Annotated in this window: 20 protein-coding genes and 1 riboswitch; of the genes, 10 read left to right on the top strand and 10 right to left on the bottom strand. The window is 72.2% G+C overall.

Annotation, left to right across the window (positions count from 1 at the left end; genetic code table 11):
- Positions 1-41: 41 nt before the first annotated feature.
- Positions 42-1,118 (top strand): ABC transporter ATP-binding protein, encoded by a 1,077-nt coding sequence (locus AMK21_RS07795; protein WP_073875435.1) that lies wholly within the window; start codon positions 42-44, stop codon positions 1,116-1,118.
- A 426-nt stretch (positions 1,119-1,544) separates the two neighbouring features.
- Here the strand turns inward: AMK21_RS07795 and AMK21_RS35035 are convergent, their stop codons facing one another.
- On the bottom strand, positions 1,545-1,685 hold the full coding sequence (locus tag AMK21_RS35035) for a hypothetical protein (protein WP_158070705.1): 141 nt from the start codon (positions 1,683-1,685) through the stop codon (positions 1,545-1,547).
- A gap of 224 nt (positions 1,686-1,909) precedes the next feature.
- Between AMK21_RS35035 and AMK21_RS07790 the strand changes: the two genes are divergently transcribed.
- Positions 1,910-3,748 (top strand): lysyl oxidase family protein, encoded by a 1,839-nt coding sequence (locus AMK21_RS07790; protein ID WP_199863125.1) that lies wholly within the window; start codon positions 1,910-1,912, stop codon positions 3,746-3,748.
- Positions 3,749-4,161: 413 nt separating this feature from the next.
- Here AMK21_RS07790 and cobN read toward each other — a convergent pair whose 3' ends face one another.
- A complete protein-coding gene (cobN, locus tag AMK21_RS07785) occupies positions 4,162-7,767 on the bottom strand; it encodes a cobaltochelatase subunit CobN (RefSeq protein WP_073875429.1) in 3,606 nt (1,201 codons plus the stop codon).
- Between the two features lie 119 nt (positions 7,768-7,886).
- Positions 7,887-7,966, bottom strand: a riboswitch (cobalamin riboswitch).
- Positions 7,967-8,153: 187 nt separating this feature from the next.
- On the opposite strand from cobN, the gene AMK21_RS07780 reads away from it, so the two are divergent.
- From AMK21_RS07780 to AMK21_RS07770, 3 genes are read left to right on the top strand one after another with little or no spacing between them, the layout of a single operon-like run.
- A complete protein-coding gene (locus AMK21_RS07780) occupies positions 8,154-9,428 on the top strand; it encodes a nitrite/sulfite reductase (RefSeq protein WP_073875426.1) in 1,275 nt (424 codons plus the stop codon).
- A 37-nt stretch (positions 9,429-9,465) separates the two neighbouring features.
- Complete coding sequence (locus AMK21_RS07775; protein WP_030562749.1) at positions 9,466-10,092, top strand: precorrin-8X methylmutase; 627 nt, start codon at positions 9,466-9,468, stop codon at positions 10,090-10,092.
- A gap of 35 nt (positions 10,093-10,127) precedes the next feature.
- Positions 10,128-11,639 carry a precorrin-2 C(20)-methyltransferase gene (locus AMK21_RS07770; RefSeq protein ID WP_199863139.1) on the top strand — a complete coding sequence of 504 codons (1,512 nt, stop codon included), beginning with the start codon at positions 10,128-10,130 and terminating at the stop codon, positions 11,637-11,639.
- Here the strand turns inward: AMK21_RS07770 and AMK21_RS07765 are convergent.
- Positions 11,609-12,391: a cobalt-precorrin-6A reductase gene (locus tag AMK21_RS07765; protein ID WP_199863124.1), complete on the bottom strand. Its 783-nt coding sequence runs from the start codon at positions 12,389-12,391 to the stop codon at positions 11,609-11,611. The genes AMK21_RS07770 and AMK21_RS07765 overlap by 31 nt on opposite strands.
- Before the next feature lie 29 nt (positions 12,392-12,420).
- On the opposite strand from AMK21_RS07765, the gene AMK21_RS07760 reads away from it, so the two are divergent.
- A complete protein-coding gene (locus tag AMK21_RS07760) occupies positions 12,421-13,530 on the top strand; it encodes a cobalt-precorrin-5B (C(1))-methyltransferase (RefSeq protein WP_073875424.1) in 1,110 nt (369 codons plus the stop codon).
- A 5-nt stretch (positions 13,531-13,535) separates the two neighbouring features.
- On the opposite strand, the gene AMK21_RS35840 is transcribed toward AMK21_RS07760, so the two are convergent.
- The 5 genes from AMK21_RS35840 to AMK21_RS07745 form a co-directional block, all read right to left on the bottom strand.
- Complete coding sequence (locus AMK21_RS35840; RefSeq protein ID WP_234421858.1) at positions 13,536-13,811, bottom strand: hypothetical protein; 276 nt, start codon at positions 13,809-13,811, stop codon at positions 13,536-13,538.
- 26 nt (positions 13,812-13,837) lie between these two features.
- Positions 13,838-14,170 (bottom strand): hypothetical protein, encoded by a 333-nt coding sequence (locus tag AMK21_RS35835; protein ID WP_234421857.1) that lies wholly within the window; start codon positions 14,168-14,170, stop codon positions 13,838-13,840.
- A gap of 17 nt (positions 14,171-14,187) precedes the next feature.
- Complete coding sequence (locus tag AMK21_RS35830) at positions 14,188-14,682, bottom strand: hypothetical protein (RefSeq protein WP_234421856.1); 495 nt, start codon at positions 14,680-14,682, stop codon at positions 14,188-14,190.
- Between the two features lie 114 nt (positions 14,683-14,796).
- A complete protein-coding gene (locus AMK21_RS07750; protein WP_073875422.1) occupies positions 14,797-15,900 on the bottom strand; it encodes a hypothetical protein in 1,104 nt (367 codons plus the stop codon).
- A gap of 289 nt (positions 15,901-16,189) precedes the next feature.
- Entirely contained in the window at positions 16,190-16,531 is a 342-nt protein-coding gene (locus AMK21_RS07745) for a hypothetical protein (RefSeq protein WP_073875678.1), read from the bottom strand.
- Positions 16,532-17,156: 625 nt separating this feature from the next.
- Here AMK21_RS07745 and AMK21_RS07740 point away from each other — a divergent pair.
- Entirely contained in the window at positions 17,157-17,810 is a 654-nt protein-coding gene (locus AMK21_RS07740; protein ID WP_073875421.1) for a GNAT family N-acetyltransferase, read from the top strand.
- Between the two features lie 73 nt (positions 17,811-17,883).
- Here the strand turns inward: AMK21_RS07740 and cobM are convergent, their stop codons facing one another.
- On the bottom strand, positions 17,884-18,633 hold the full coding sequence (gene cobM, locus AMK21_RS07735) for a precorrin-4 C(11)-methyltransferase (protein ID WP_073875420.1): 750 nt from the start codon (positions 18,631-18,633) through the stop codon (positions 17,884-17,886).
- Positions 18,630-19,895, bottom strand: a complete 1,266-nt coding sequence (cbiE, locus tag AMK21_RS07730) for a precorrin-6y C5,15-methyltransferase (decarboxylating) subunit CbiE (RefSeq protein ID WP_073875419.1) — start codon at positions 19,893-19,895, stop codon at positions 18,630-18,632. The genes cobM and cbiE overlap by 4 nt, the downstream gene beginning before the upstream one ends.
- 222 nt (positions 19,896-20,117) lie before the next feature.
- Between cbiE and AMK21_RS07725 the strand changes: the two genes are divergently transcribed.
- The 3 genes from AMK21_RS07725 (at position 20,118) to AMK21_RS07715 (ending at position 22,617) form a co-directional block, all read left to right on the top strand.
- Complete coding sequence (locus AMK21_RS07725; RefSeq protein WP_064232345.1) at positions 20,118-20,525, top strand: YciI family protein; 408 nt, start codon at positions 20,118-20,120, stop codon at positions 20,523-20,525.
- 18 nt (positions 20,526-20,543) lie between these two features.
- Positions 20,544-21,788, top strand: coding sequence for an RNA polymerase sigma factor (locus tag AMK21_RS07720; protein ID WP_073875418.1), 1,245 nt, complete (start codon positions 20,544-20,546; stop codon positions 21,786-21,788).
- Between the two features lie 196 nt (positions 21,789-21,984).
- Positions 21,985-22,617 (top strand): HhH-GPD-type base excision DNA repair protein, encoded by a 633-nt coding sequence (locus AMK21_RS07715; RefSeq protein ID WP_073875676.1) that lies wholly within the window; start codon positions 21,985-21,987, stop codon positions 22,615-22,617.
- The last annotated feature ends 31 nt before the right edge of the window (positions 22,618-22,648 follow it).

Below are 22,648 nucleotides of genomic sequence, written 5' to 3'. Positions count from 1 at the left end.
CCATCCGCCTCTCGATTCGACCTCCTCGGAAGGCACCGCACATGACCGACCTGCGGATCACCGGGCTCATCAAGTCCTACGACGACGCGACGCGGGTGCTCGACGGTCTGGACCTCACCGTGCCGGACGGCCGGCTGGCCGCCGTCCTGGGGCCCTCCGGCTGCGGGAAGACCACCATGCTGCGGATTCTCGCCGGCTTCCTGCGCGCCGACGGCGGCACGGTCGAGTTGGGCGGCCAGGTCGTCGCCGGGCCTGGCGTCCACCTGCCGCCCGAGCGCCGCCGGATCGGGATCGTGCCTCAGGAAGGCGCCCTGTTCCCGCACTTGAGCGTGGCCCGCAACGTGGCCTTCGGTCTGCCGGGGGTCCCCGTGGCCGAGCGCCGCAGGCGCACCGAGGAGATGCTCGAACTGGTGGGCCTGCCCGGGTACGGGAACCGGATGCCGCACGAGCTGTCCGGCGGCCAGCAGCAACGCATCGCCCTGGCCCGCGCACTGGCCCCCGAACCCGAGCTCGTCCTGCTCGACGAGCCCTTCAACGCCCTCGACAGCGCCCTGCGCGCGGGCGTGCGCGCCGATGTGCGCGCCGCACTGCGGGCCACGGGCGCCACGGGCGTGCTGGTCACCCACGACCAGCAGGAAGCGCTCTCCACCGCCGACCTGGTCGCGGTGGTGCGGGCGGGCCGGGTCGCCCAGTGCGCGACCCCCGAGGAGATCTACCGGAACCCGGCGGACTGCTGGGTGGCCGGCTTCGTCGGCGACGCCGTCCTCCTGCCCGGTACCGTCGACGGCGCCACGGCCCTCACCGCGCTGGGCCCGGTCCCGCTGGCGGCGCACGGTGGTGCGGTGGGCGCCGGGAAGGGCTCCACCACCGTCAACGGCGGCACCGGGACGGTCGTCCTGCGCCCGGAGCAGCTCACGCTGACCGAGGCGGGCGTGGACCGCCCCCCGGGCACGGTGGTGGACGTGCACTTCTACGGCCACGACGCGATGGTCGTCGTCGCGGTTCCCGGGCTCGACACCCCGGTGTCGGTCCGGGTCTCCGGGCCGGTAGGGGTGCGCCCCGGCGAGAGGACCGGGATCGCGGTCACCGGCAGGACGGTCCTCTACCGCGCACCCTGACCTCGCCGCACCGCCTCCCCGGTCCGGCGAGGAACCCAGCGGTGCCGGCGACCGGGCCGGGCGTGGGTGAACCCGGACCGGTCGACCCCACGACCATCGGCCAGACCCTCTGCCGGGCCTGTCGGTCGTTGCCTCCGGCGCCCGCGATCACCCGTATCCCGTGGGCATGCTGATGGCCGTACGGGCAGCGGCAAACCGGGGAGGGCCCGAACGGCGCCCACACATCACGGCGCCGGCTGAGCACCCAGTTCGGACGAGGCCGACTCCACCCCACAGCCGTAGGTCGGACACGTAGGCCTGCGACGTTGGTGGTCCCGGTGGGGTGACGGGGTGTCGGCCATGGGGCTGTTCCAGCACCGGGGACCAGCGCACGCGGAGCGTTGTCCCACCCCGTGACCCGTGCTCGCCGGTGACGAGCTTGGCCGATTACGGCCGGGCGGCGGACACCACCGGATCGAGATGCTGTGGGCCACCGAGCATCCGCACGTCCTCGACGCCGCCGAGACCTGGCGCACGCTCGGCCTCGCCCCGGCTGACCTGGATGCGGCGCTTCCCGACACGGTGCACGGACCGTACGGGTGGCCGTCGGGGCGGGCGGGCCGCGGGCCGCGGCCGTACGGGGTGAGCACAGCCCTTTTTCGGACAACCCTGGGCCACTCGGGGGACACGAGACAACCCGATCCGCCCCCGGCCCCCTCTCACAGACCGGACACAGCGTCGCCACAGGTGAGTTGGGGCCGTGCTGTTCGTCCGCGTCCCGTCACGCACCCGGAAAGCCGGAAGTACGAGGAATGATGACCAGATCCCAGCAAAGCCGCACCAGCCGTCTCACCCGCCCCTCGGTCGCCATCGCCGCGGCGGTCGCCGTCACGGCGGGGGTCGTTGCCGCCGCGCCTGATGCGAAGACGGCGGCGGCGGGGCCGAAGCTCAGCCTGATCGCCGCCTCCACCTCGGTGACGCTCGACTCGTGGAAGGAGGATCCCGGGGTCTATCTCGATCTGGGGACCTACCTCACCTCCGAGAACGGCGCCTTCGAGTTCAAGGTGACCCGGAAGTCCTACAAGGATCCGGTCGTCGCCTCGCAGATCATCCGGGACGGGAAGAAGACGCAGACCAAGGCGCTCCCCGCGGGGCTGGTGAAGGACTTCTCCGGGCTGCCGGACTTCATGCGGGTCAGCGTCGTCGACGCCGCGGGCAAGCCGGTGCTGGAGAAGACCGAGAGCTTCTGTCCCAACAACGCCTCCGGGCGGGTGCGGCCCGATGCTCCCGCCAACTCGAAGTATCCGCAGAGCTGTCCGGTCAACCCCTTCACCCTCGGCTCCGTGTGGGGCGTGGAGAACGGGTGGGCAGCCAACACCTATGCCGGGTACTACTCCGAGCCCGTCCAGCTGGCCGTCGGCACGTACACCGCCAAGGTCTCCGTGACCAAGAAGTACCGCGATCTCTTCGGGATCGAGGACAAGCCGCAGAGCGTCAAGGTGGTCGTCCGCGAGCGGAGTTGGGAGGGGGAGGGCGCGGAAGGCGGTGAGAGCGGTGGTGGTGTGTCCGCTTCGTCCGCCGACACCGGCTCCAAGGCTGCCGCCAAGTCCGCGCACGACGCCCACGCCGGGCATGGTGCCGCCGCCGACCCGGCCCCCTCGGGCCACGCCGGGCACGGCGCCCCCGCCCGTACCGACGCCCCCGCCGCCGCGACGAGCGGTGCCGGGGCCACGTACAACGTCGGTCACGGGCCCTACCCGCCGGCGCCGCCCGCCCTCCCCTGGGCGCTCAAGAAGCAGGCCGCCGGGAAGCAGAGCGCCGGGAAGGACGCCTTCGGGGCGCAGGGGTTCTCCGCCGCTCGCGTCGGTGACCGGGCCGGGCAGACCGACGGGTCGCGGCAGGCGCCCGGGGTGCAGCCCAACACCAAGCGGCCCACCGGCAAGGCGACCGTGCCCGACGTGCCCAAGCCCGACCTGCGCTCGCTGCCCGCGTACGGCATCACCGTCAGCGACGGTTACGAGGACGTGCCCGGCAAGGACTACCTCGCCTTCAGCGCCAACGTGTGGAACGCGGGCCCGGCCAAGCTCGTCGTGGACGGGTTCCGCTCCCCGGGCGCGGAGCTGATGGACGCCTACCAGTATTTCTACGACGCCAAGGGCAACCAGGTCGGCTACACCCCGACCGGCACCATGGAGTGGGACCCGCGCCCCGGCCACGAGCACTGGCACTTCACGGACTTCGCCAGCTACCGGCTGCTGAAGGCCGACAAGAACGAGACCGTGCGCAGTGGCAAGGAGGCCTTCTGCCTCGCCAACACCGACGCCGTCGACTACACGGTGAAGAACGCCAACTGGCACCCGGGCAACACCGACCTGTCCACCGCCTGCGGCCAGGAGAACTCGATCTCCGTCCGCGAGGTGCTCGACGTCGGCTCCGGTGACACCTACACCCAGGACCTGCCCGGCCAGTCCTTCGACATCACCGACCTGCCGAACGGCACGTACTACATCCAGGTCCTCGCCAACCCGGAGAACCAGCTCAAGGAGACCGACTACAGCAACAACAGCGCCCTGCGGAAGGTCGTCCTCGGAGGGAAGAAGGGCGCCCGTACGGTGAAGGTTCCCGCCCATCATCTGGTGGACGCCAACTGACTGTTCGCTGACCGGGTTGACGGGTTGAGCCCGTCTCCTCGTTCCTGGCGCCGGCCCCGGGAGATCCTCCCGGGGCCGGCTACGTGCGCGGCTCACGTGTCCCTCCCGCCCCTTGCCTGACGGCCGCCCCTGCCGAGGTCCAAACCCGAGTTCCCGCCAAGTCGTCCCGGACCCGTGACTTCCGGGCCGACCGACGGTCGCGGTGGCGCAGGGCGAGAGGAACCGCTTCCAGCCCCCCCGACCGCTCCGAGCTCATCTACCAGACCTGGTTCATCGTCAGCGGGGCCGCCATCGCCCTGGCCGCCGCACTCACGCTCGTAGCGATCATGGTCAAATGACCCCCACCGCCCCGGACGCCGCCCGCCGGGTGTGCCGGGGCAGGGGGCGGAAGAAGGACGGGAGAGGAAGGAGGGTCAGTCCTCGCCCTCCAGATTGCCCTCGGTCTCCAGGTAGACCTGGCGCAGCGCTTCGAGGACCGCCGGGTCCGGCTTGGCCCACATACCGCGCGACTCGGCCTCCAGCAGGCGTTCCGCGATGCCGTGCAAAGCCCAGGGGTTGGCCTCCTGGAGGAACCGCTTGTTCTCCGGGTCGAGCACGTACGTCTCGGTGAGCTTGTCGTACATCCAGTCGGCGACGACGCCGGTCGTGGCGTCGTACCCGAAGAGGTAGTCGACGGTCGCGGCCAGTTCGAACGCGCCCTTGTAGCCGTGGCGGCGCATCGCCTCGATCCACTTCGGGTTGACGACCCGGGCGCGGAAGACGCGGGAGGTCTCCTCGACGAGCGTGCGCGTGCGGACGGTCTCGGGGCGGGTGGAGTCCCCGATGTAGGCCTCCGGGGCCTTGCCCTTGAGCGCGCGCACGGTGGCGACCATGCCGCCGTGGTACTGGAAGTAGTCGTCGGAGTCCGCGATGTCGTGCTCGCGGGTGTCGGTGTTCTTGGCGGCGACCTCGATGCGCTTGTAGGCCGTCTCCATCTCCTCGCGGGCCGGGCGGCCGTCGAGCTCGCGGCCGTAGGCGTAACCGCCCCAGACCGTGTACACCTCGGCGAGGTCGGCGTCGGTGCGCCAGTCGCGGGAGTCGATGAGCTGGAGGAGCCCGGCGCCGTACGTGCCGGGGCGGGACCCGAAGATCCTCGTGGTGGCCCGGCGCTCGTCGCCGTGCTCGGCCAGGTCGGCCTGGGCGTGGGCCCTTACGTAGTTCTGCTCGGCGGGCTCGTCGAGCGAGGCGGCCAGCCGTACGGCGTCGTCGAGCAGCCCGATCGTGTGCGGGAACGCGTCCCGGAAGAAGCCCGAGATGCGGAGCGTCACGTCGATACGGGGGCGGCCCAACTCGGCGTACGGGATGGGCTCCAGGCCGGTCACGCGGCGCGAGGCGTCGTCCCAGACGGGCCGGATGCCGAGCAGCGCGAAGGCTTCCGCGATGTCGTCGCCCGCCGTGCGCATGGCGCTGGTGCCCCAGAGGGAGAGGCCGACCGAGGTGGGCCAGTCGCCGTTGTCGGTGCGGTAGCGGGTGAGGAGCGAGTCGGCGAGCGCCTGCCCGGTCTCCCAGGCGAGCTTGGAGGGAACGGCCTTGGGGTCGACGGAGTAGAAGTTGCGACCGGTCGGCAGCACGTTCACCAGCCCGCGCAGCGGCGAACCGGACGGCCCGGCGGGAACGAACCCACCGTTCAACGCGTGTACGGCGTGAGCGAGTTCGTCCGTCGTGGCCGCCATGCGCGGGACGACCTCGGTGGCCGCGAAGGTGAGGATGTCGGCCACCGCGTCCGGCAGCCCGGCGGCGACACCGGCGACGGCGGCCGGGTCCCAGTCGGCGTCGTCCATGGCCTGGACGAGCGCGCGGGCCTGCTCCTCGACCTCGTCGGCGGCGGTACGTGTGGCGGCCGACTCGTCGAGCCCGAGCGCCTCGCGGAGCCCCGGCAGCGACGCCGTACCGCCCCAGATCTGCCGGGCGCGCAGCACAGCGAGCACCAGGTTGACCCGGTCACTCCCGGCGGGCGGGTTGCCCAGGACGTGCAGGCCGTCGCGGATCTGGACGTCCTTGATCTCGCAGAGCCAGCCGTCGAGATGCATGATGAAGTCGTCGAAGCCCTCGTCCTCCGGCCGGTCCTCCAGGCCGAGGTCGTGGTCGAGCTTCGCCGCCTGGATCAGCGTCCAGATCTGGGCACGGACGGCGGGCAGCTTCGCCGGGTCCATCGCGGCGATCTGCGCGTGCTCGTCGAGGAGTTGCTCAAGGCGCGCGATGTCGCCGTAGCTGTCGGCGCGGGCCATCGGCGGCACCAGGTGGTCGATCAGCGTGGCGTGGACGCGCCGCTTGGCCTGCGTACCCTCGCCCGGGTCGTTCACCAGGAACGGGTAGACGAGGGGCAGATCACCGAGGGCGGCGTCCGGACCGCAGGCAGCGGACAGACCGGCGTTCTTGCCCGGCAGCCACTCCAGGTTCCCGTGCTTGCCGAGGTGGATCATGGCGTCGGCGCCGAAGCCGTTGTCGTCGGCGGAGGCGGCGATCCAGCGGTAGGCGGCCAAGTAGTGGTGGGACGGCGGGAGATCGGGGTCGTGGTAGATCGCGATCGGGTTCTCGCCGAAGCCGCGCGGCGGCTGGATGAGGATGAGGAGGTTGCCGCGCCGCAGGGCGGCGAGGACGATGTCGCCCTCGGGGTTGGCGGACCGGTCGACGAACATCTCGCCGGGCGCCGGGCCCCAGTGCTCCTCCACCGCGCTGCGCAGCTCCTCGGGGAGAGCGGCGAACCAGCGGCGGTAGTCGGCGGCCGGGATGCGGACCGGGTTCTTGGCCAACTGCTCCTCGGTCAGCCACTCCTGGTCGTGGCCGCCCGCCTCGATGAGCGCGTAGATCAGCTCGTCGCCGTCGCCGGAGACCAGCCCCGGGATGTCGGCCTCGGGCCCGAAGTCGTACCCCTCGGCGCGCAGCCGCCGCAGCAGCGCCACGGCACTGGCAGGCGTGTCGAGACCGACGGCGTTCCCGATCCGGGAGTGCTTGGTCGGGTAGGCGGAGAGCACGAGCGCGATCTTCTTCTCCGCGTTCGGGATGTGCCGCAGCTTCGCGTGCCGTACGGCGATCCCGGCGACCCTGGCCGCGCGCTCGGCGTCGGCGACGTACGCCGGGAGCCCGTCCTCGTCGATCTCCTTGAAGGAGAAGGGGACGGTGATCAGCCGGCCGTCGAACTCCGGCACCGCGATCTGGGTGGCCGCGTCCAGCGGGGAGACGCCCTCGTCGTTCTCCTCCCACGCGGCGCGCGGGCTGGTGAGGCAGAGCGCCTGGAGGATCGGCACGTCGAGCCCGGTCAGCGCGCCCGCGTCCCACGACTCGTCGTCGCCCCCGGCGGACGCCTCGGCGGGCCGGGTGCCGCCGGCCGCGAGGACGGTGGTCACGATGGCGTCGGCGGCGCCGAGTGCGTCGATCAGCTCGGCCTCCGGCGTACGGAGGGACGCGACGTACAGCGGGAGCGGCCGGGCCCCCGCGTCCTCGACCGCCGTGCACAGGGCGTCGATGAACGCGGTGTTCCCGCTCATGTGGTGGGCACGGTAGTAGAGGACGGCGACCGTCGGCGCACCCTCGGGCGCCTCACGGGCCACCCGCTCCAGCGCTCCCCACGCGGGCGCCGGGGCGGGCGGCTCGAAGCCGTGGCCGGTCAGCAGCACGGTGTCGGACAGGAACCGGCCCAGCTGCTCCAGGTTGGCGGGCCCGCCGTGCGCGAGGTAGGCGTGCGCCTCGGCCGCGATCCCGATCGGCACGGTGGAGGCGGCCATCAGCTGCGCGTCCGGAGCCTGCTCACCGGTCAGCACGACGACCGGCCGCCCGGTGGCCAGCACCGCGTCGAGGCCTTCCTGCCACGCGCGTACGCCGCCGAGGAGGCGTACGACGACGAGGTCGACGCCGTCCAGCAGCTCGGGGAGGCCGTCGAGGTCGACGCGGGAGGGGTTGGCGTACCGGTAGCTGACCGGTCCCTCGGACGCTCGGGCGCTCAGGAGGTCGGTGTCGGACGTCGACAGGAGCAGGATCATGCTGCGTCAGGCCTTCCTCGGGGTGTCCACGCCCCGGGCGGTGTCGGAGGGGTCTCCCCGCGTCCGGCTCAGAGAACCGGGCGCCGCGCCCGGCTGGGAAACCGGGCGCTCGGGGAAGGGAGTTCCTGACTCGCCCGGCCGGTGGTGGCGGCCGGGCTCACAGTGGCGGGACCGCGCCGGAATCTCACCGGGCTTCCTCCCCTGTCGCCGTCTGGCGATGGCGGCCTGAACGGACCACCGCCTGCATCCTAAGCGGCGGGGGTGGGGCGGGGCAGGGGGCGGGGGTGCGGTGGTGATCACTGTTCGGCCCGTGCGTCACTCACGAGGCGGGGGCCTGTCCCACAGGTCACAGACGCGACCCCACCGCCGGGACCGGCCCGGTCGGTATGCTCGCCGCCATGCCCGATTCCGCCCCCTCGCCCCTTTCCGCGGGTGGCGTCTCCCCCCGCACCGGTGGCGACGCCTGCCCGGGAACGCTGCGGCTCCACCGTGCGGACGACGGGGCGCTGGCCCGCGTACGCATCCCCGGCGGCGTGCTGAGCGCGGACCAGGCGGACGCGCTACTGACGGCGGCGGCCCGGTTCGGGGACGGTGAGCTGCATCTCACCTCGCGGGGCAACGTCCAGCTGCGCGGCCTGGGTACGGAGTGCGGCGGCGAGCTGGCCGGCCTGCTCACGGACGCGGGCCTCCTCCCCTCCGCCGCCCACGAGCGGGCCCGCAACATCGTGGCCTCGCCGCTGGCCGGGCTGGACGGTTCTGGGGGACTCGGAGTGTGGCTGACGGAACTGGACCGGCTGGTGTGCGGTTCGGCGGCCGCCGCCACGCTCTCCGGCCGCTTCCTGTTCGCCCTGGACGACGGCCGGGGCGACGTGGACGCCCTCGGCGCGGACGTGACGCTGATCGCGGAGGGCCCCTCGGGGGCCGCCCTGCTGCGGATCGGGGCGGCCGACGAGGTGTTCCGGGTCCCGGCCACCGATGCCCCGCGCGCGGCCCTGCTGGCCGCCGAGGAGTTCCTGCGCGCGGCCGGGGACCCGGGCGCGTGGCGCGTGAAGGACCTGCCCGACGACGTACGGGCGGAGCTGGTCCGCACCACCGGCTCGGCGGCGGGCCCGACGGTCCACCGCCCCCGCCCGCGTACGGCGACACCCCCCGCCCCCGGAACGCACGGCTCCGCGATCACCGCCGAAGTCCCCCTGGGCCGCCTCACCCCCGCCCAGTGGCGACTGCTCACGGAGACAGCCAGGCGGTACGGCGGCGAGCTGCGGCTCACCCCGTGGCGCGGGATCGTCATCCCGGGCCCGGTCCCTCGACCGGAGGTGGTGGAGGCACTCCGCACGCTGTCCGAGTCCGGCCTGATCACCGCCCCCGACTCCCCCTGGACCGGCGTAGGCGCCTGCATCGGCCACCCCGGCTGCGCGAAGTCGCTGTCCGACGTGCGGGCCGAAGCGGGGGCCGCTGTCGGACCGCCTGGGCGGCTACCTGTGTACTGGTCCGGGTGCGAACGCCGCTGCGGCCACCCCCACGGGGAGTGGATCGACGTGGTCGTCACGCCGGACGGACACCGGATCTCCCACGTACGGGGAGAGCGCCGGGACCCCCCGGCAACCGTAGGGAACGACCCGGCGGCACTGGCCGCAGCTGTGGCCGCAGCCCGCGCCTGATCCCTCTGATCCATCAGCTGAAGAAAGCGACAGCACTGTGCACCAGTACGAGAAGGACGGACCGGCGATCTACCGCCAGTCCTTCGCCACCATCCGCGCGGAGGCGGATCTGGCCGGGCTGCCCGCCGACGTCAGCCAGGTCGCCGTCCGGATGATCCACGCCTGCGGCATGGTCGACCTCGTAACGGACCTCGCATTCTCGCCGAACGCCGTGGCCGACGCCCGCGCGGCCCTGCGCTCCGGCGCCCCGATCCTCTGCGATGTGGCGATGGTGGCCAGCGGGGTCACCCGCAAGCGGCTCCCGGCGAACAACGACGTGGTGTGCACGCTGTCCGACCCGTCCGTGCCCGAGCTGGCCGCGAAGATGGGCACGACCCGCAGCGCGGCGGCCCTGGAGCTGTGGCGGGACCGTATGGAGGGGGCGGTGGTCGCGGTCGGCAACGCCCCGACGGCCCTGTTCCGCCTGCTGGAGATGATCGAGGAGGGCGCCCCGCGCCCCGCCGCCGTCATCGGCGTCCCGGTCGGCTTCGTCGGCGCGATGGAGTCCAAGGAGGCCCTGGCCGAGCACGCGTCGGGGCTGGAGCACCTGATCGTGCGCGGCAGGCGCGGCGGCAGCGCGATAGCGGCGGCCGCCCTCAACGCCATAGCCAGCGAGGAAGAGTAGTGAGCACCCCGAACACCTCCGTGACGGACATCAGCATGAGCGGCGGCAGGCTGTACGGCGTCGGGCTCGGCCCCGGCGACCCGAACCTGATGACGCTCCGGGCCGTCCAGGCCATCGGCGAGGCGGACGTCATCGCGTACCACAGCGCCCGCCACGGCCGCTCCATCGCCCGCTCCATCGCCGCCGCGCACCTGCGGCCCGACCACGTCGAGGAGCCCCTGGTCTACCCCGTCACGACGGAGACCACGAACCACCCGGGCGGCTACCGGGGCGCGCTGGAGGAGTTCTACGAGAAGGCCGCGGCCCGCCTCGCGGCGCACCTGGACGCGGGCCGGACGGTGGCGGTCCTCGCCGAGGGCGACCCGATGTTCTACGGCTCGTACATGCACATGCACAAGCGCCTGGCCGACCGGTACGCCACCGAGGTCATCCCCGGCGTGACGTCCGTCAGCGCGGCGGCGGCCCGCCTCGGCACTCCCCTGGTCGAGGGCGAGGAGATTCTCACGATCCTCCCCGGCACGCTGCCGGAGGAGGAGCTGACGGCCCGTCTCGCCGCCACGGACACGGCGGTGGTGATGAAGCTGGGGCGGACGTTCCCGGCGGTGCGCGGCGCGTTCGAGGCCTCGGGGAGGCTGGCGGAGGCGCGGTACGTGGAGCGGGCGACGATGACCGGGGAGCGCACGGGCGACCTGGCGGACATCGACCCGGCGTCGGTGCCGTACTTCTCGGTGGCGGTGCTGCCGAGCCGTGTGGACGCGGTGAGGCCTTCGGGGGCGGCGGTCGGCGAAGTGGTCGTCGTCGGCACCGGTCCTGCGGGCCCGCTGTGGCTGACGCCGGAGACGCGCGGGGCATTGGCGGCAGCCGACGCCCTGGTCGGCTACACCACCTACCTGGACCGGGTCCCGGTCCGCCCCGGCCAGGCGCGGCACGGCTCGGACAACAAGGTGGAGTCCGAGCGCGCCGAGTTCGCGCTGGACCTGGCCCGCCGGGGCCACCGCGTCGCGGTGGTCTCGGGCGGCGACCCCGGGGTCTTCGCCATGGCGACGGCGGTGCTGGAGGTGGCCGCGCGGGAGGAGCACGCGGACATCCCCGTACGGGTCCTGCCCGGCGTCACCGCTGCCAACGCGGCGGCGGCGCGCGCCGGCGCACCGCTGGGCCACGACTACGCCACGATCTCCCTCTCGGACCGCCTCAAGCCATGGGAGGTCATCGCGGAACGCCTGCGCGCGGCGGCCTCGGCGGACCTGGTGCTCGCCCTGTACAACCCGGGCTCCAAGTCCCGTACGTGGCAGGTGGGCAAGGCCCGCGACCTGCTCCTGGAGCACCGCTCCCCGGACACCCCGGTCGTTCTGGCACGGGATGTCGGCGGCCCGACGGAGAGCGTACGTACGGTGCGACTGGCGGATGTCGACCCGGCGGAGGTGGACATGCGGACGCTGCTGATCGTGGGCTCGTCGCAGACGCGCTGGGTGCGGCGGGGCGAGACGGGCCGGTCCATCGTGTGGACCCCGCGCCGCTACCCGGAGGCTGCCGGGCCCTCCGCGTAGAGCTTCCGTACGACCCACTCCACGGCCTCGTCGGGCGTAGCGGCCACCGGCACCCCTTCGGGAACCGGAGGCCGCCGCACCACGACGACGGGAATCCGGGCCTCGCGGGCGGCGGTGAGCTTGGGGGCGGTGGCGTCGCCGCCGCTGTCCTTGGTGACGAGGACGGCAAGGCGGTGGCGCCGGATGAGCTCCCGCTCCCCTTGAAGGCTGAACGGCCCCCGATCAAGCAGAACTTCCATCCTCCGAGGGCAGGGCGGCTCCGGCGCATCGACGGACCGCACGAGAAACCACAACGCGTCAAGGTCCGCAAAGGCGGCGAGCCCCATCCGTCCGGTGGTGAGGAAGACCCGCTCACCGAGTGTCGGCAACAGGTGCGCGGCCTCGGCGAGCGACCCGACGGAGTGCCAGCGGTCGCCGTCCTGGGCGACCCAGCCGGGCCGGCGAAGGGCGAGGAGAGGAACATGGACCTGGGCGGCGGCCAGGACCGCGTTCCGGCTCATGGTGGAGGCGAAGGGGTGGGTGGCATCGACAAGGGCGTCCACACCCTGTGCACGGATCCAGTCGGCGAGCCCGTCAGGTCCGCCGAACCCACCGACGCGCACCTCACCGGGCGGCAGTCGGGGAGTGGCCACGCGCCCGGCGAGCGAGGTGGTGACGCGCACGTGCGGGTCACCGACGAGGCGCTCGGCCAGCAGGCGGGCCTCGGTAGTCCCTCCCAGAACAAGAACATGCACAGGCACGGCCACAGGCATCGAACGGACTCTTCTCATGAACGCATCTCATGACCGCTGAGGCGCGGGGCGGTCGCAGTGCCCAACTCAAGCACACGGGTCTACGCCCCGGCTGGACGACCGGTGCGTGTGCGACGGCCGCGACGACGGCCGCGTACACGGCACTGCTGACCGGCGACTTCCCGGACCCGGTGAGCATCAGGCTGCCGAGGGGCCAGACACCGGCGTTCGCGCTGGCGGTGGAGGAGCTGGGGCACGGGCAGGCGAGCGCCGGGGTGGTGAAGGACGCGGGGGACGACCCGGACGTGACGCACGGGGCGCTGGTGAGGGCGACGGTACGGAGGCTGCCGCCGGGCGCCGGGGTGGTGTTCCGGGCGGGCCCGGGCGTGGGCACGGTGACGCTGCCCGGCCTGCCCCTGGACGTGGGCCAGCCGGCGGTGAACCCGGTGCCGCGCCAGTTGATGCGCGAGCACGTGGAACGGGTTGCGGCGGAGCACGGGGAGCCGGGGGACGTGGAGGTGACGGTGTCGGTGGACCACGGCGAGGAGATCGCGCGCTCGACGTGGAACGGCCGCCTCGGCATCCTGGGCGGCCTGTCGATCCTGGGCACGACTGGCGTCGTGGTCCCGTACTCCTGCTCGGCCTGGATCGACTCGATCCGCCGGGGAGTGGACGTGGCGAGAGCGGCAGGCCTCACGCACGTGGCGGGCTGTACGGGTTCGACGTCGGAGAAGACGGTCACCGCGGAGTACGGCCTGCCGGACATAGCCCTCCTGGACATGGGCGACTTCGCGGGCGCGGTCCTCAAGTACGTACGCCGCCACCCTGTCCCCCGCCTGACGATCTGCGGCGGCTTCGCCAAACTCTCCAAGCTGGCGGCCGGCCACCTGGACCTCCACTCGGCCCGCTCCCAGGTCGACAAGCCCTTCCTGGCGGACCTGGCCCGGACGGGCGGCGCGGACGAGGAGTTGGCCTCCCGGATCACCACGGCCAACACGGGCCTGGAGGCGCTGAGGCTGAGCGAGGCGGCGGGGGTGCGGCTGGGCGACCTGGTGGCGTCCCGCGCCCGCGACGAGGCGCTGTCCGTGCTGCGGGGCGCCCCGGTGGAGGTGGACGTGATCTGCATCGACCGGGCGGGGGTGGTGGTGGGGCGGGGGTAGATGCTCTACCCCTTCTGCAGCGCGCGGGTGACACCGGCGACGAGGGCGGTCGTCAGCACCCAGCCGAAGGCGATCAGCAGATAGGCCAGCCACTGAACACTGGCGTCCGACCAGTACCACCCCGTGCGCTGCCCCAGATCACCGATGGGAATCAGCAGGTCGAGTGTGTAGACGAAGGGCTGGAACGGGCTGCCTTCGTCTTCCTTGACCCGGATCGGGGTGTGGGTACTGAAGGCCACCGTGCCCAGCAAGGTCAGCGCGAGGAGCCAGACACCGGCCATCCAGGGCCGGTAACCGTAGCCCACGGTCACATCGAGCAGGTGCCCCCACACCCGCGCCGGCAGAGACAGAGTGAGTCGCCGGAGGGCGGGGCCGCGAACCGGTGGTCGAATTCCCCCACGGACATCGACACACAGTCCAGGGCAGTACCAGTACCGCCCCCGTCCAGATGCGCACCCTCGAAGGTCAGCAGCCCACCTATTCGGGTCCTTGGCAGCCGCACCTCCCCCTGCGCCGTGAACCCCTGCGAGCAGTCCACGGACGAAGCGGCCACGGCGCCCCCGGCCAGGGCGACGCCACCGGGGTTCTCCAGCCGTGCGCCGGGCAGGAACAGACCGTTGAGCAACTGTGCGCTGGGCACCCGCAGCCCGCCCCGGGTCACAAGGCGCTCGCCGAAGACACTGCCCTCCAGGACGAGGCCACCGGGTTGAGAGCGCCGCCCGCGACAGTCGACCGCCGCAGATCCAGATCACCCCCGATGCGCGCGAGCTCGGCGTCGACGCCCGGAACCCAGCTGTCCGCGATCACGATCGTCCGCGTCGTAGCGCCGTACAGCCGCACCGGCTCGTCCAGCCGGCAGCCCTCCAGGGACAAGGTGTGGGAGATCTCCGCCCCTGACAGATCGAGACGCCCACTGACACGCGCCCCCACGAGCCGCAGGGCAGCCACGGCGCCGGACCGCTCCTCATCGTTCGCACCGAGCAGCAGCGCCGCGACAACGGCGGCACGGACGGTACGCCCGGCCCCCCACCGAGCACCCTCAGCCGGATCATCCGCCTCCGCCACACCGGTACGCAGATCAACGCGACGCCCCTCGGGAAAGGCGTCCCACAACGCACGCTCCGGCGGGGTCAACTCCTCATATGACAGCACCAGTGCAGCGTAATGATCTGCGCGCCGGGGCCTGGCGGTCAGGCGCGAATGCATCCAGCGCACCCGCACAGCCCCCGACACCACAGCCTGAGCCCCACCGCCCCACCCCCGCGGCTACTGCTCGGCGCCACCCCCGGCCGCGGCGGCGGCGGCGGCGAGCCGCGACCGCCACCCGTCCGGATCCCGCCCGGCCTCCACGGCCTTGGCGGCGTCCTCGGCGAGATCGATCCCGAGATCGGCGGCCCTGCGCTCGGCCCACCGCGCATAGGCAGCGGCCTGCTGGCAGTCGGGGCACTCGGTCTCCTCGCTGTAGGCCCGGAAGACATGCTCGTTCCCGGGCCCCTGGCAGGTGACGAGTGGCGGAACGTACGGAGGGACGGGAGGCGCGGCAGGCAGGACGGAAGGCGGCGCTTCCTCCGCCCCGACCTCCACCCCGACCTCCGCACCGGCAGGCGGCTTCTCCCCCTCCGGCGCCTCGGGCATCTTCATCTCCAGCCGATGCCGCAGGAACCCCACAGCGGACCGTACCCCCTTCGCCGGCAACCCACTGCTCAGCACCCGCCGAAGCTCCCCACCGGAAACCCCCCGCCGCAACCACTCAACGGCCAGCCCAACAAGCTCACGAGCCTCACGAACCCCAAGACGCAACTGCCGATCGGAGTGCCGAAGAGACAACAACACCCGCTCAGCCTCAACTTCCTGAGGCGAGAGCGCCACCAACTGGACGGGCACGCCTCCGCCTTCGCCTTCGAGCGGGGCTTCGGTGGGTGGGCGGGATGAGTTCTCCCCCAGTTCTTCGTCTACCGGTAGTTGGCCACCGACCATCCGGGCCCCCGGATCACCGACGGTCGGAAACTGCACACTCGGAGACGCCTCGACGCAGGCGGCGGCCTCCCGCCACACAGCAAGGGCATCGTCATCGCTCAACGGCACATTGGCGAACAGCTGAAGGGTGGTCCACAGCCCCCGCGCCCCGGAAACTCGCCGCTCATGAACGAACCCGTTCACGACCAACTGCTCCTTGGCCCGCTGAAAGGCCCGCCCCTTGATCCCCAGCTTCCGCCCATGCTCGGACAACGCCAGATGGGTCTGCTCATCGGGCAACCCCTGCACGTACAACAGCAGGATCTTCGCGTCACTGCACAGACGCGGATGACGCACGACATCGTGCGAGGCCTTCGTGTAGCGCCGAACCGGCGCGATAGCATGCCAAAGCATCCCGGTGGACCTGTTCTTCCACTAGTTGGGTGAAGGCCCTCGGATCGGTGCTGAGAACACCTCCGGGGGCCGCCCCATGCACACGAGGTGCGCACAGAGCGTGATGACATGATGACGGTACCGCAGCGCTGAAGCGCCTTGAGGACAATCCGCCGAACGGGCGGGCAGACCAGCACAGATCAACCCGTAAGAGTGTCAGGCCAGGGCCTGTTGACGCACCCATGGACGAGTAGGACTCCCGCAAGCTGGCAGGAGCCCCGGCGAGAACCTCCTGCCCGATCCCGCCCGGTCAGCCCAAGGCCTTCTCAATGGCGTCGAAGATGTCGGCATCGGATTCCTGCTGCCAGACGGGCAGATCAGCCCAGTCCGCCACGTAGCCCGGCTTCGGGTCGTCGAAATGCTTGAACATCTGGGCCGTCCAGCAGATCGCGACGAAGCGCCCCCGCTGCTCACGGGACAACCGCGACGTACGCCCCCCGCTGACCGCAACGAACTGACGCACCTGCTCGTACACGGCCCCCGCCGCCTCGCGCTCCCACTGCGGGGTGTCATCCCACGGAGTCACGTACCCAGCCTTCGGCTCCCCAGGAAAGTGCCGGCGAACCCCCGCGATCCAGGCCTCCCGGAACAGTCGTGCACCCTCAACGTAAGTGGGCCAATTCTTCCTGACTGTAGCCCAAGGCCCTGCGCCGTTCCGCCAGTCCCATGGCACCCACTCTCGCGCAGTTCCGGCCCCTCTGACATCCGTGCACAGATCTGCTTCAAGAGTGCCGCACCGATGCCGTGGATACCCCCGACTCCAGTCGCTTTCCTGGTTGTTGACCCGGACGAGTGCCGGGACAGGTGAAGGAGTCCGGCAATGACCACGAGAGACGAGACCCCGGTGCACCAGTCCGGAGACGACACACAGGCCGACCACCTCAGCACCGAACCGCGCATTCTCCTGAGAATCAGAGTCTCTCGTGACTCGGGCCGGACGTGGGGGCCGGTCACGGAAGTACGAGAGGACGAGAACCTGCCGCTCCTGCGACAGGGGGTCCGGGAAGTTCAGGTCACAGCGACATACTGGCCCGCCCATGGGGATCCGTACGGAGGTCTCGCCGCATTCACCCCTACGCGGCCAGACCTGCCTCACGGGCGGCGAAAGGGTTCAGGGATTCCCAGTGGACAGAGCCGGGTGAGGAGATCGCCATATGACCGTAGGACTTCCTGCGTAATGTTCACTTGCATTCTGTACCTATTACGGAAGGATCCGCATGGACGCCGAAGCCGTACGTTCATGGGTGGAGGGCTGGGTCGTCTCACGCGGAGCCGCGCCGCCGGTGTCCGAGCCCTGGGGCTTCACCGTCGACGTCGGGCTGAACGGCCACGTCACCCGGCACGTGCTGACGGATGCTGACGAGTCACTCGTCCGCAAGCTGACGGAGACGGTCACTGTCCCGGGCACCTGGCTCAAGGTCTTCTTGCCGCCGCAGACTGTCGCCTCGTGGGCAGCGCCCGGCTGGCGCCTTGCTGACGACGGTTTCCTGATGTCGACACCGCTGCACTCGAACGCCGCGGTGGCCCCGGACGGCTATCAGGTGCGTACTTGGGCGCGGGGCGGGGTCACGCGGGTGCTCGTGGTGACGGAGGACGGTGCGTTCGCCGCCCGCGGTCAGGTTGCCCTGCCCGGCCCTGGACGCACCGCCGTCTTCGACCAGGTCGAGACCTCGTCGGCCCACCGCCGCAAGGGACTTGGCAGCCTCGTCATGCGGACACTGGAGAACGCAGCTGTTGCCTCGGGCTCCTCGTCTGCTGTGCTGGCCGCGACGGTTGACGGTCGGGCGCTGTACGAGTTCCTGGGGTGGTGCACCCGCGGCCCGATGACCAGCGTGGTCCGCGAAGCTCCGCCGCAGGGGCAGGAGATCTGAGCCGACGCTCCCGGGCCGATGTCTCTTTCCGAGTGGGCTGGAGAGTCCCCCTCAGAGCTCCGGAACCCGCCCGTCAGCAGGCGCCCCGGTCCCGCCCCACCGCATACAAGTGGCTGTCCCGGAACTGCTCCGCCCCCAGCGTCCGCCCCACCATGATGACCGCCGTCCTGATCACCCCCGCAGCCTTCACCTGCTCCGCGATCGAGTCCAGGGGCCCGCGCAGGATGACCTCGTCCGGGCGGGACGCCATCGCGACCACCGCCGTCGGGCAGTCCGCGCCGTAGTGCGGGGTCAGTTCCTCCACCACCCGGTCCACGTAGCGGGCCGCCAGGTGCAGGACGATCAGGGCGCCGCTGCGGCCCAGGGTGGCCAGGTCCTCGCCCTCCGGCATGGCCGTGGCACGCTGGGCGATGCGGGTCAGGATCACCGTCTGGCCGACTGTCGGGACCGTCAGCTCGCGCTTCAGGGCCGCGGCCGCCGCGGCGAACGCGGGGACGCCGGGGACGACCTCGTACGGGACTCCCGCCTCGTCCAGGCGCTTCATCTGCTCGTTCACCGCGCTGAACACCGACGGGTCCCCCGAGTGCAGCCGCGCCACGTCGTGGCCGTCCGCGTGGGCCCGTACGAGCTCCGCGGTGATCTGCTCGATGTCCAGGTCCGCCGTGTCGATCAGCCGGGCGTCCTGCGGGCACTCGGCCAGCAGCTCGACCGGGACCAGGCTGCCCGCGTACAGGCAGACCGGGCTGGCGGCGAGCAGTCGCGCGCCGCGCACCGTGATCAGGTCGGCCGCACCGGGGCCCGCGCCGATGAAGTACACCGTCATGTTCGATCTCCTGAGACTGGGACTGAGGGTTTGCGTACGGACCATTGCGTCACCGGCATCGCCTGGCGCCAGCCCGTGAATCCGCCCACCGGGACCGCGTGAGCGACCGCGAGCCGGGTCAGCTCACCGCCGTACGCCCTGTACCGCTCGGCCAGCAGCGCCTCCGACTCCAGCGTCACCGTGTTCGCGACCAGTCGGCCCCCGGGCCTCAGCACCTCCCAGCAGGCGTCCAGCAGGCCCGGTGCCGTCAGGCCGCCGCCGATGAACACCGCGTCCGGCACGTCCAGTTCGGACAGGGACGAGGGGGCCGGGCCCGTGACGACCCTCAGGCCCGGGACCCCCAGGCGATCCGCGTTCCGCTTGATCCGGTCCGCCCTCGCCGGGTCCCTCTCCACGCTCACCGCCCGACAGGAAACGTGCGTGCGCATCCACTCGATCGCGATCGAGCCCGATCCGCCGCCCACATCCCACAGCAGTTCTCCGGGCGCGGGTGCCAGGGCCCCGAGCGTGGCGGCCCTGATGTGGCGCTTGGTGAGCTGGCCGTCGTGTTCGTACGCCTCGTCCGGCAGGCCCGGTACGGCGCCGAGCCGCAGCGCGTCCGCCGAAGCCCGGCAGTCGATCGCGATGACGTTCAGGCGGTCCCCCGGCGCGTGCGTCCACGTCTCCGCGACGCCCTCCACGTACGCCTCCGCCCCGCTGCCCAGCTGTTCCAGGACGCGCATGCGGCTCGGGCCGAAGCCGTGCGCCGTGAGCAGGGCCGCCACCGTCGCGGGCGTCGAAGCGTCCGCGCTCAGGGCCAGCAGCCTCCGGCCCTCGTGGAGGGACACGACGAGGCGGGACGCCGGGCGGCCCACCAGCGTCACGACCTCCGTGTCCTCCTGGGGCCAGCCGAGCCGCGCGCAGGCGTACGAGACCGAGGACGGGTGCGGGAGCACGCGCAGCGCCTCCGGGCCCAGCTCCTCCGCCAGCGCGCGCCCGATCCCGTACAACATCGGGTCCCCGCTCGCCAGCACCGCGATCCGGCGCTCCCGGTGCTCGGCCAGCAGCCGGGGTACGGCGGGGCGCAGCGGTGACGGCCACGCCTCCCGTACGCCCGCGCACTCCGGCGGGAGCAGGTCCAGCTGGCGCGCCCCGCCGATCAGTACCTCCGCCTCCCGCAGCGCCTCCCGCGCCCCGCCGGACAGCCCGGACCAGCCGTCCGCGCCGATCCCCACGACCGAGACGGGAGGGGGAGGAACGACCACAGGAGGGGCGGCAGACACGGTCGGAGGACCTCGTTCTATGGAGGTGGTGGGCAGGTCGGCAGGTCGGCAGGCAGGCGCAACGTTGCCGCACTTTACTGAACGTGCTGTTCCGCCCCCTCCAGCGGGTGAATCCCGAAAAGAATCCGCGCGTCGTGTCGAGAACCCCGCCCCGGCCCCGACGTCCCCTGTGTCAGCGGAGAACCAAGGAAACGAAGAGCTCGCTACCAGGAGGCGACGGTCATGAAGTATCTGGTGATGGTCCAGGGCAGCCAGGCGGACTACGACGCGCAGGCCGGCAAGGGGTCGGCGGACAGTCCGGCCTGGGACGAGAAGGCCATGCAGGAGATGTTCGCCTACATGGGCGGCATCAACGACGACCTCGCCGAGTCGGGTGAGCTGGTGACCGCGTACGGGCTCACGGAGCCCGCGCAGGGGCGGGCCGTCAGCGTCGACGCCGAGGGGCGGCCGGTGGTGTCGGACGGCCCGTACAGCGAGACGAAGGAGCTGCTGGCCGGGTTCTGGATCCTCGAATGCGAGAGCCTGGAGCGGGTGACCGAGATCGCCGCCCGCGTGGCACGCTGTCCGCAGCCGGCCGGGGCGCCCGAGTACCCGGTGCTCATCCGGACCATCGGCGGCGGGATCGACTGATTCGACCAGGAGCGACCACTGAAGGCGGACCGTACGACCGACGACGGCATCGAGGACCCGCTGCGCCGCAACGCGCCGCAGGTCCTCGGCGCGCTCGTCCGCCGCTACGGGCACTTCGACCCGGCCGAGGACGCCGTCCAGGAGGCCCTGATCGCGGCCGCCGCGCAGTGGCCGGAGGACGGCGTTCCGGAGAATCCGCGTGGCTGGTTGATCCGGGTCGCCTCCCGGCGCCTCACCGACCGGTTGCGTAGTGACGAAGCCCGTCGGCGGCGTGAGGAGACCGTGGCCGCCCTCACCCCGGCGGACGCGTTCGTCGCCCCGCCGCCCGGGGAGGGGCGGGCGCCGTCCGAGGACGACACCCTCACCCTCCTCTTCCTCTGCTGCCACCCCGCCCTCTCCCCCGCCGCCCAGATCGCGCTCACCCTCCGCGCGGTCGGCGGGCTCACCACGGCGGAGATCGCCCGCGCCCACCTCGTGGAGGAGGCGACGATGGCGCAGCGCATCAGCCGGGCGAAGCGGGCGGTGCGAGGGGCGGAGTTCCGGCGGCCGGAGCCCGAGGACCGGGACCGGCGGCTCGCGGCCGTCCTCCAGGTCCTCTACCTGATCTTCAACGAGGGGTACACCACCACCGCGGGCCCCGAGCTCCACCGCACCGACCTGGCGCGCGAGGCCATCCGGCTCACCCGTGCCGTACGCCGGCTCCTCCCCCGGGAGGGGCGCGTGACCGGGCTGCTGGCGCTCATGGTCCTCACCGAGGCGCGCGCTCCGGCGCGCACCGGGCCCGGCGGCGAGCTGATCCCCCTCGACGAACAGGACCGGGCCCTCTGGGACCGTACGGCCATCGCGGAAGGCACCGCGCTGGCCGAGGAGGCGCTCACCCAAGGGCCGGCCGGGGACTACCAGCTCCAGGCCGCCATCGCCGCCCTGCACGACGAGGCCGGGCGCGCCGATGACACCGACTGGCCGCAGATCCTCGCCCTGTACGAGCTCCTCGTGCACCGGACCCCCGACCCAGCCGCCGCTCTGGGCCGCGCGGTCGCGGTGGCCATGGTGCACGGGCCGCGGGCGGGGCTGGTGGAGGTCGACGCGCTGGCGGGGATGTCGGGCGGTCACTACCGACTCGATGCCGTACGAGCCCATCTCCTGGAGCGGGCCGGGGACCACGAAGCCGCCCGTACCGCCTATCTCGCCGCCGCCGACGGCACCCTCAGTGAACCCGAGGCCCGTTATCTGCGGGGGCGGGCGGACCAGCTGGTCCCGTAGCGTCGGCAGACGACCGCGTATGGCGACGTCACGAGCGCGCTCGCGTACTCCTTCAGTGGAAGCCGAGCAGCAGTCGAGGCCGGTACCGACAGGCCGGGCGGGGCCTGACGCGGCCGGAGACGGCCAGACGGGCTCATCGGCGCGACTGGAGTCATTGGAGTCGCCGTCGGCGCCCGCCCTCGGGATCATCGAACGTATGACCAAGAGCGACAGCGGCAAGGACCCCACCCTGCGGATCGCCCAGCAGCCGGCCGCGGACGAGCTTCTCGCCCGCAGCCCCCTGGCCGCCCTCGTCGGCATGCTGCTGGACCAACAGGTCCCGATGGAGTGGGCGTTCACGGGCCCGTACACGCTGGCGGAGCGGATGGGCTCGGACGACCTGGACGCGGCGGAGATCGCCGCCTACGACCCGGACGCCTTCACCGCCCTCTTCACCACGAAACCGGCCCTCCACCGCTACCCCGGCTCCATGGCGCGGCGGGTCCAGCAGCTGTGCCAGTTCCTGATGGCGGAGTACGAGGGTGACGCGAGCGCGGTCTGGCGGGACGCGGGCACCGGGGAGGAGCTGCTGCGACGGCTGAACGACCTGCCGGGTTTCGGCACCCAGAAGGCCCAGATCTTCCTGGCGTTGCTCGGCAAGCGGTTCGGCGTACGTCCCACCGGGTGGCGGGCGGCGGCGGGGGCGTACGGGGAGGACGGCTCGCGCCGGTCGGTCGCCGACATCACCGGACCCGAGTCGCTGGCGGAAGTGCGCGCGTACAAGCAGGAGGCCAAGGCGGCGGCCAAGGCGGCGAAAACGGCCAAGGGCGCGCCCAAGGCCAAGGGGTGACCGGAATGCACAACTCAGCACGCACCCGGAC

It is taken from the genome of Streptomyces sp. CB00316 (assembly GCF_001905595.1).
Classification (GTDB): Bacteria; Actinomycetota; Actinomycetes; order Streptomycetales; family Streptomycetaceae; genus Streptomyces.
The sequence above is the reverse complement of the archived record's forward strand: the minus strand, read 5'-3'. Positions and strand labels throughout refer to the sequence as shown.

Excerpts from the sequence above, each read along its gene's own strand:
- AMK21_RS07795 (WP_073875435.1), top strand. The coding sequence starts at position 42 with ATGACCGACCTGCGGATCACCGGGCTCATCAAGTCCTACGACGACGCG.
- AMK21_RS07790 (WP_199863125.1), top strand. The coding sequence starts at position 1,910 with ATGATGACCAGATCCCAGCAAAGCCGCACCAGCCGTCTCACCCGCCCC.
- cobN (WP_073875429.1), bottom strand. The coding sequence starts at position 7,767 with ATGATCCTGCTCCTGTCGACGTCCGACACCGACCTCCTGAGCGCCCGA.
- AMK21_RS07780 (WP_073875426.1), top strand. The coding sequence starts at position 8,154 with ATGCTCGCCGCCATGCCCGATTCCGCCCCCTCGCCCCTTTCCGCGGGT.
- AMK21_RS07770 (WP_199863139.1), top strand. The coding sequence starts at position 10,128 with ATGAGCGGCGGCAGGCTGTACGGCGTCGGGCTCGGCCCCGGCGACCCG.
- AMK21_RS07765 (WP_199863124.1), bottom strand. The coding sequence starts at position 12,391 with ATGCCTGTGGCCGTGCCTGTGCATGTTCTTGTTCTGGGAGGGACTACC.
- AMK21_RS07760 (WP_073875424.1), top strand. The coding sequence starts at position 12,421 with ATGACCGCTGAGGCGCGGGGCGGTCGCAGTGCCCAACTCAAGCACACG.
- AMK21_RS35840 (WP_234421858.1), bottom strand. The coding sequence starts at position 13,811 with ATGGCCGGTGTCTGGCTCCTCGCGCTGACCTTGCTGGGCACGGTGGCC.
- AMK21_RS07750 (WP_073875422.1), bottom strand. The coding sequence starts at position 15,900 with ATGCTTTGGCATGCTATCGCGCCGGTTCGGCGCTACACGAAGGCCTCG.
- AMK21_RS07740 (WP_073875421.1), top strand. The coding sequence starts at position 17,157 with ATGGACGCCGAAGCCGTACGTTCATGGGTGGAGGGCTGGGTCGTCTCA.
- cobM (WP_073875420.1), bottom strand. The coding sequence starts at position 18,633 with ATGACGGTGTACTTCATCGGCGCGGGCCCCGGTGCGGCCGACCTGATC.
- AMK21_RS07725 (WP_064232345.1), top strand. The coding sequence starts at position 20,118 with ATGAAGTATCTGGTGATGGTCCAGGGCAGCCAGGCGGACTACGACGCG.
- AMK21_RS07715 (WP_073875676.1), top strand. The coding sequence starts at position 21,985 with ATGACCAAGAGCGACAGCGGCAAGGACCCCACCCTGCGGATCGCCCAG.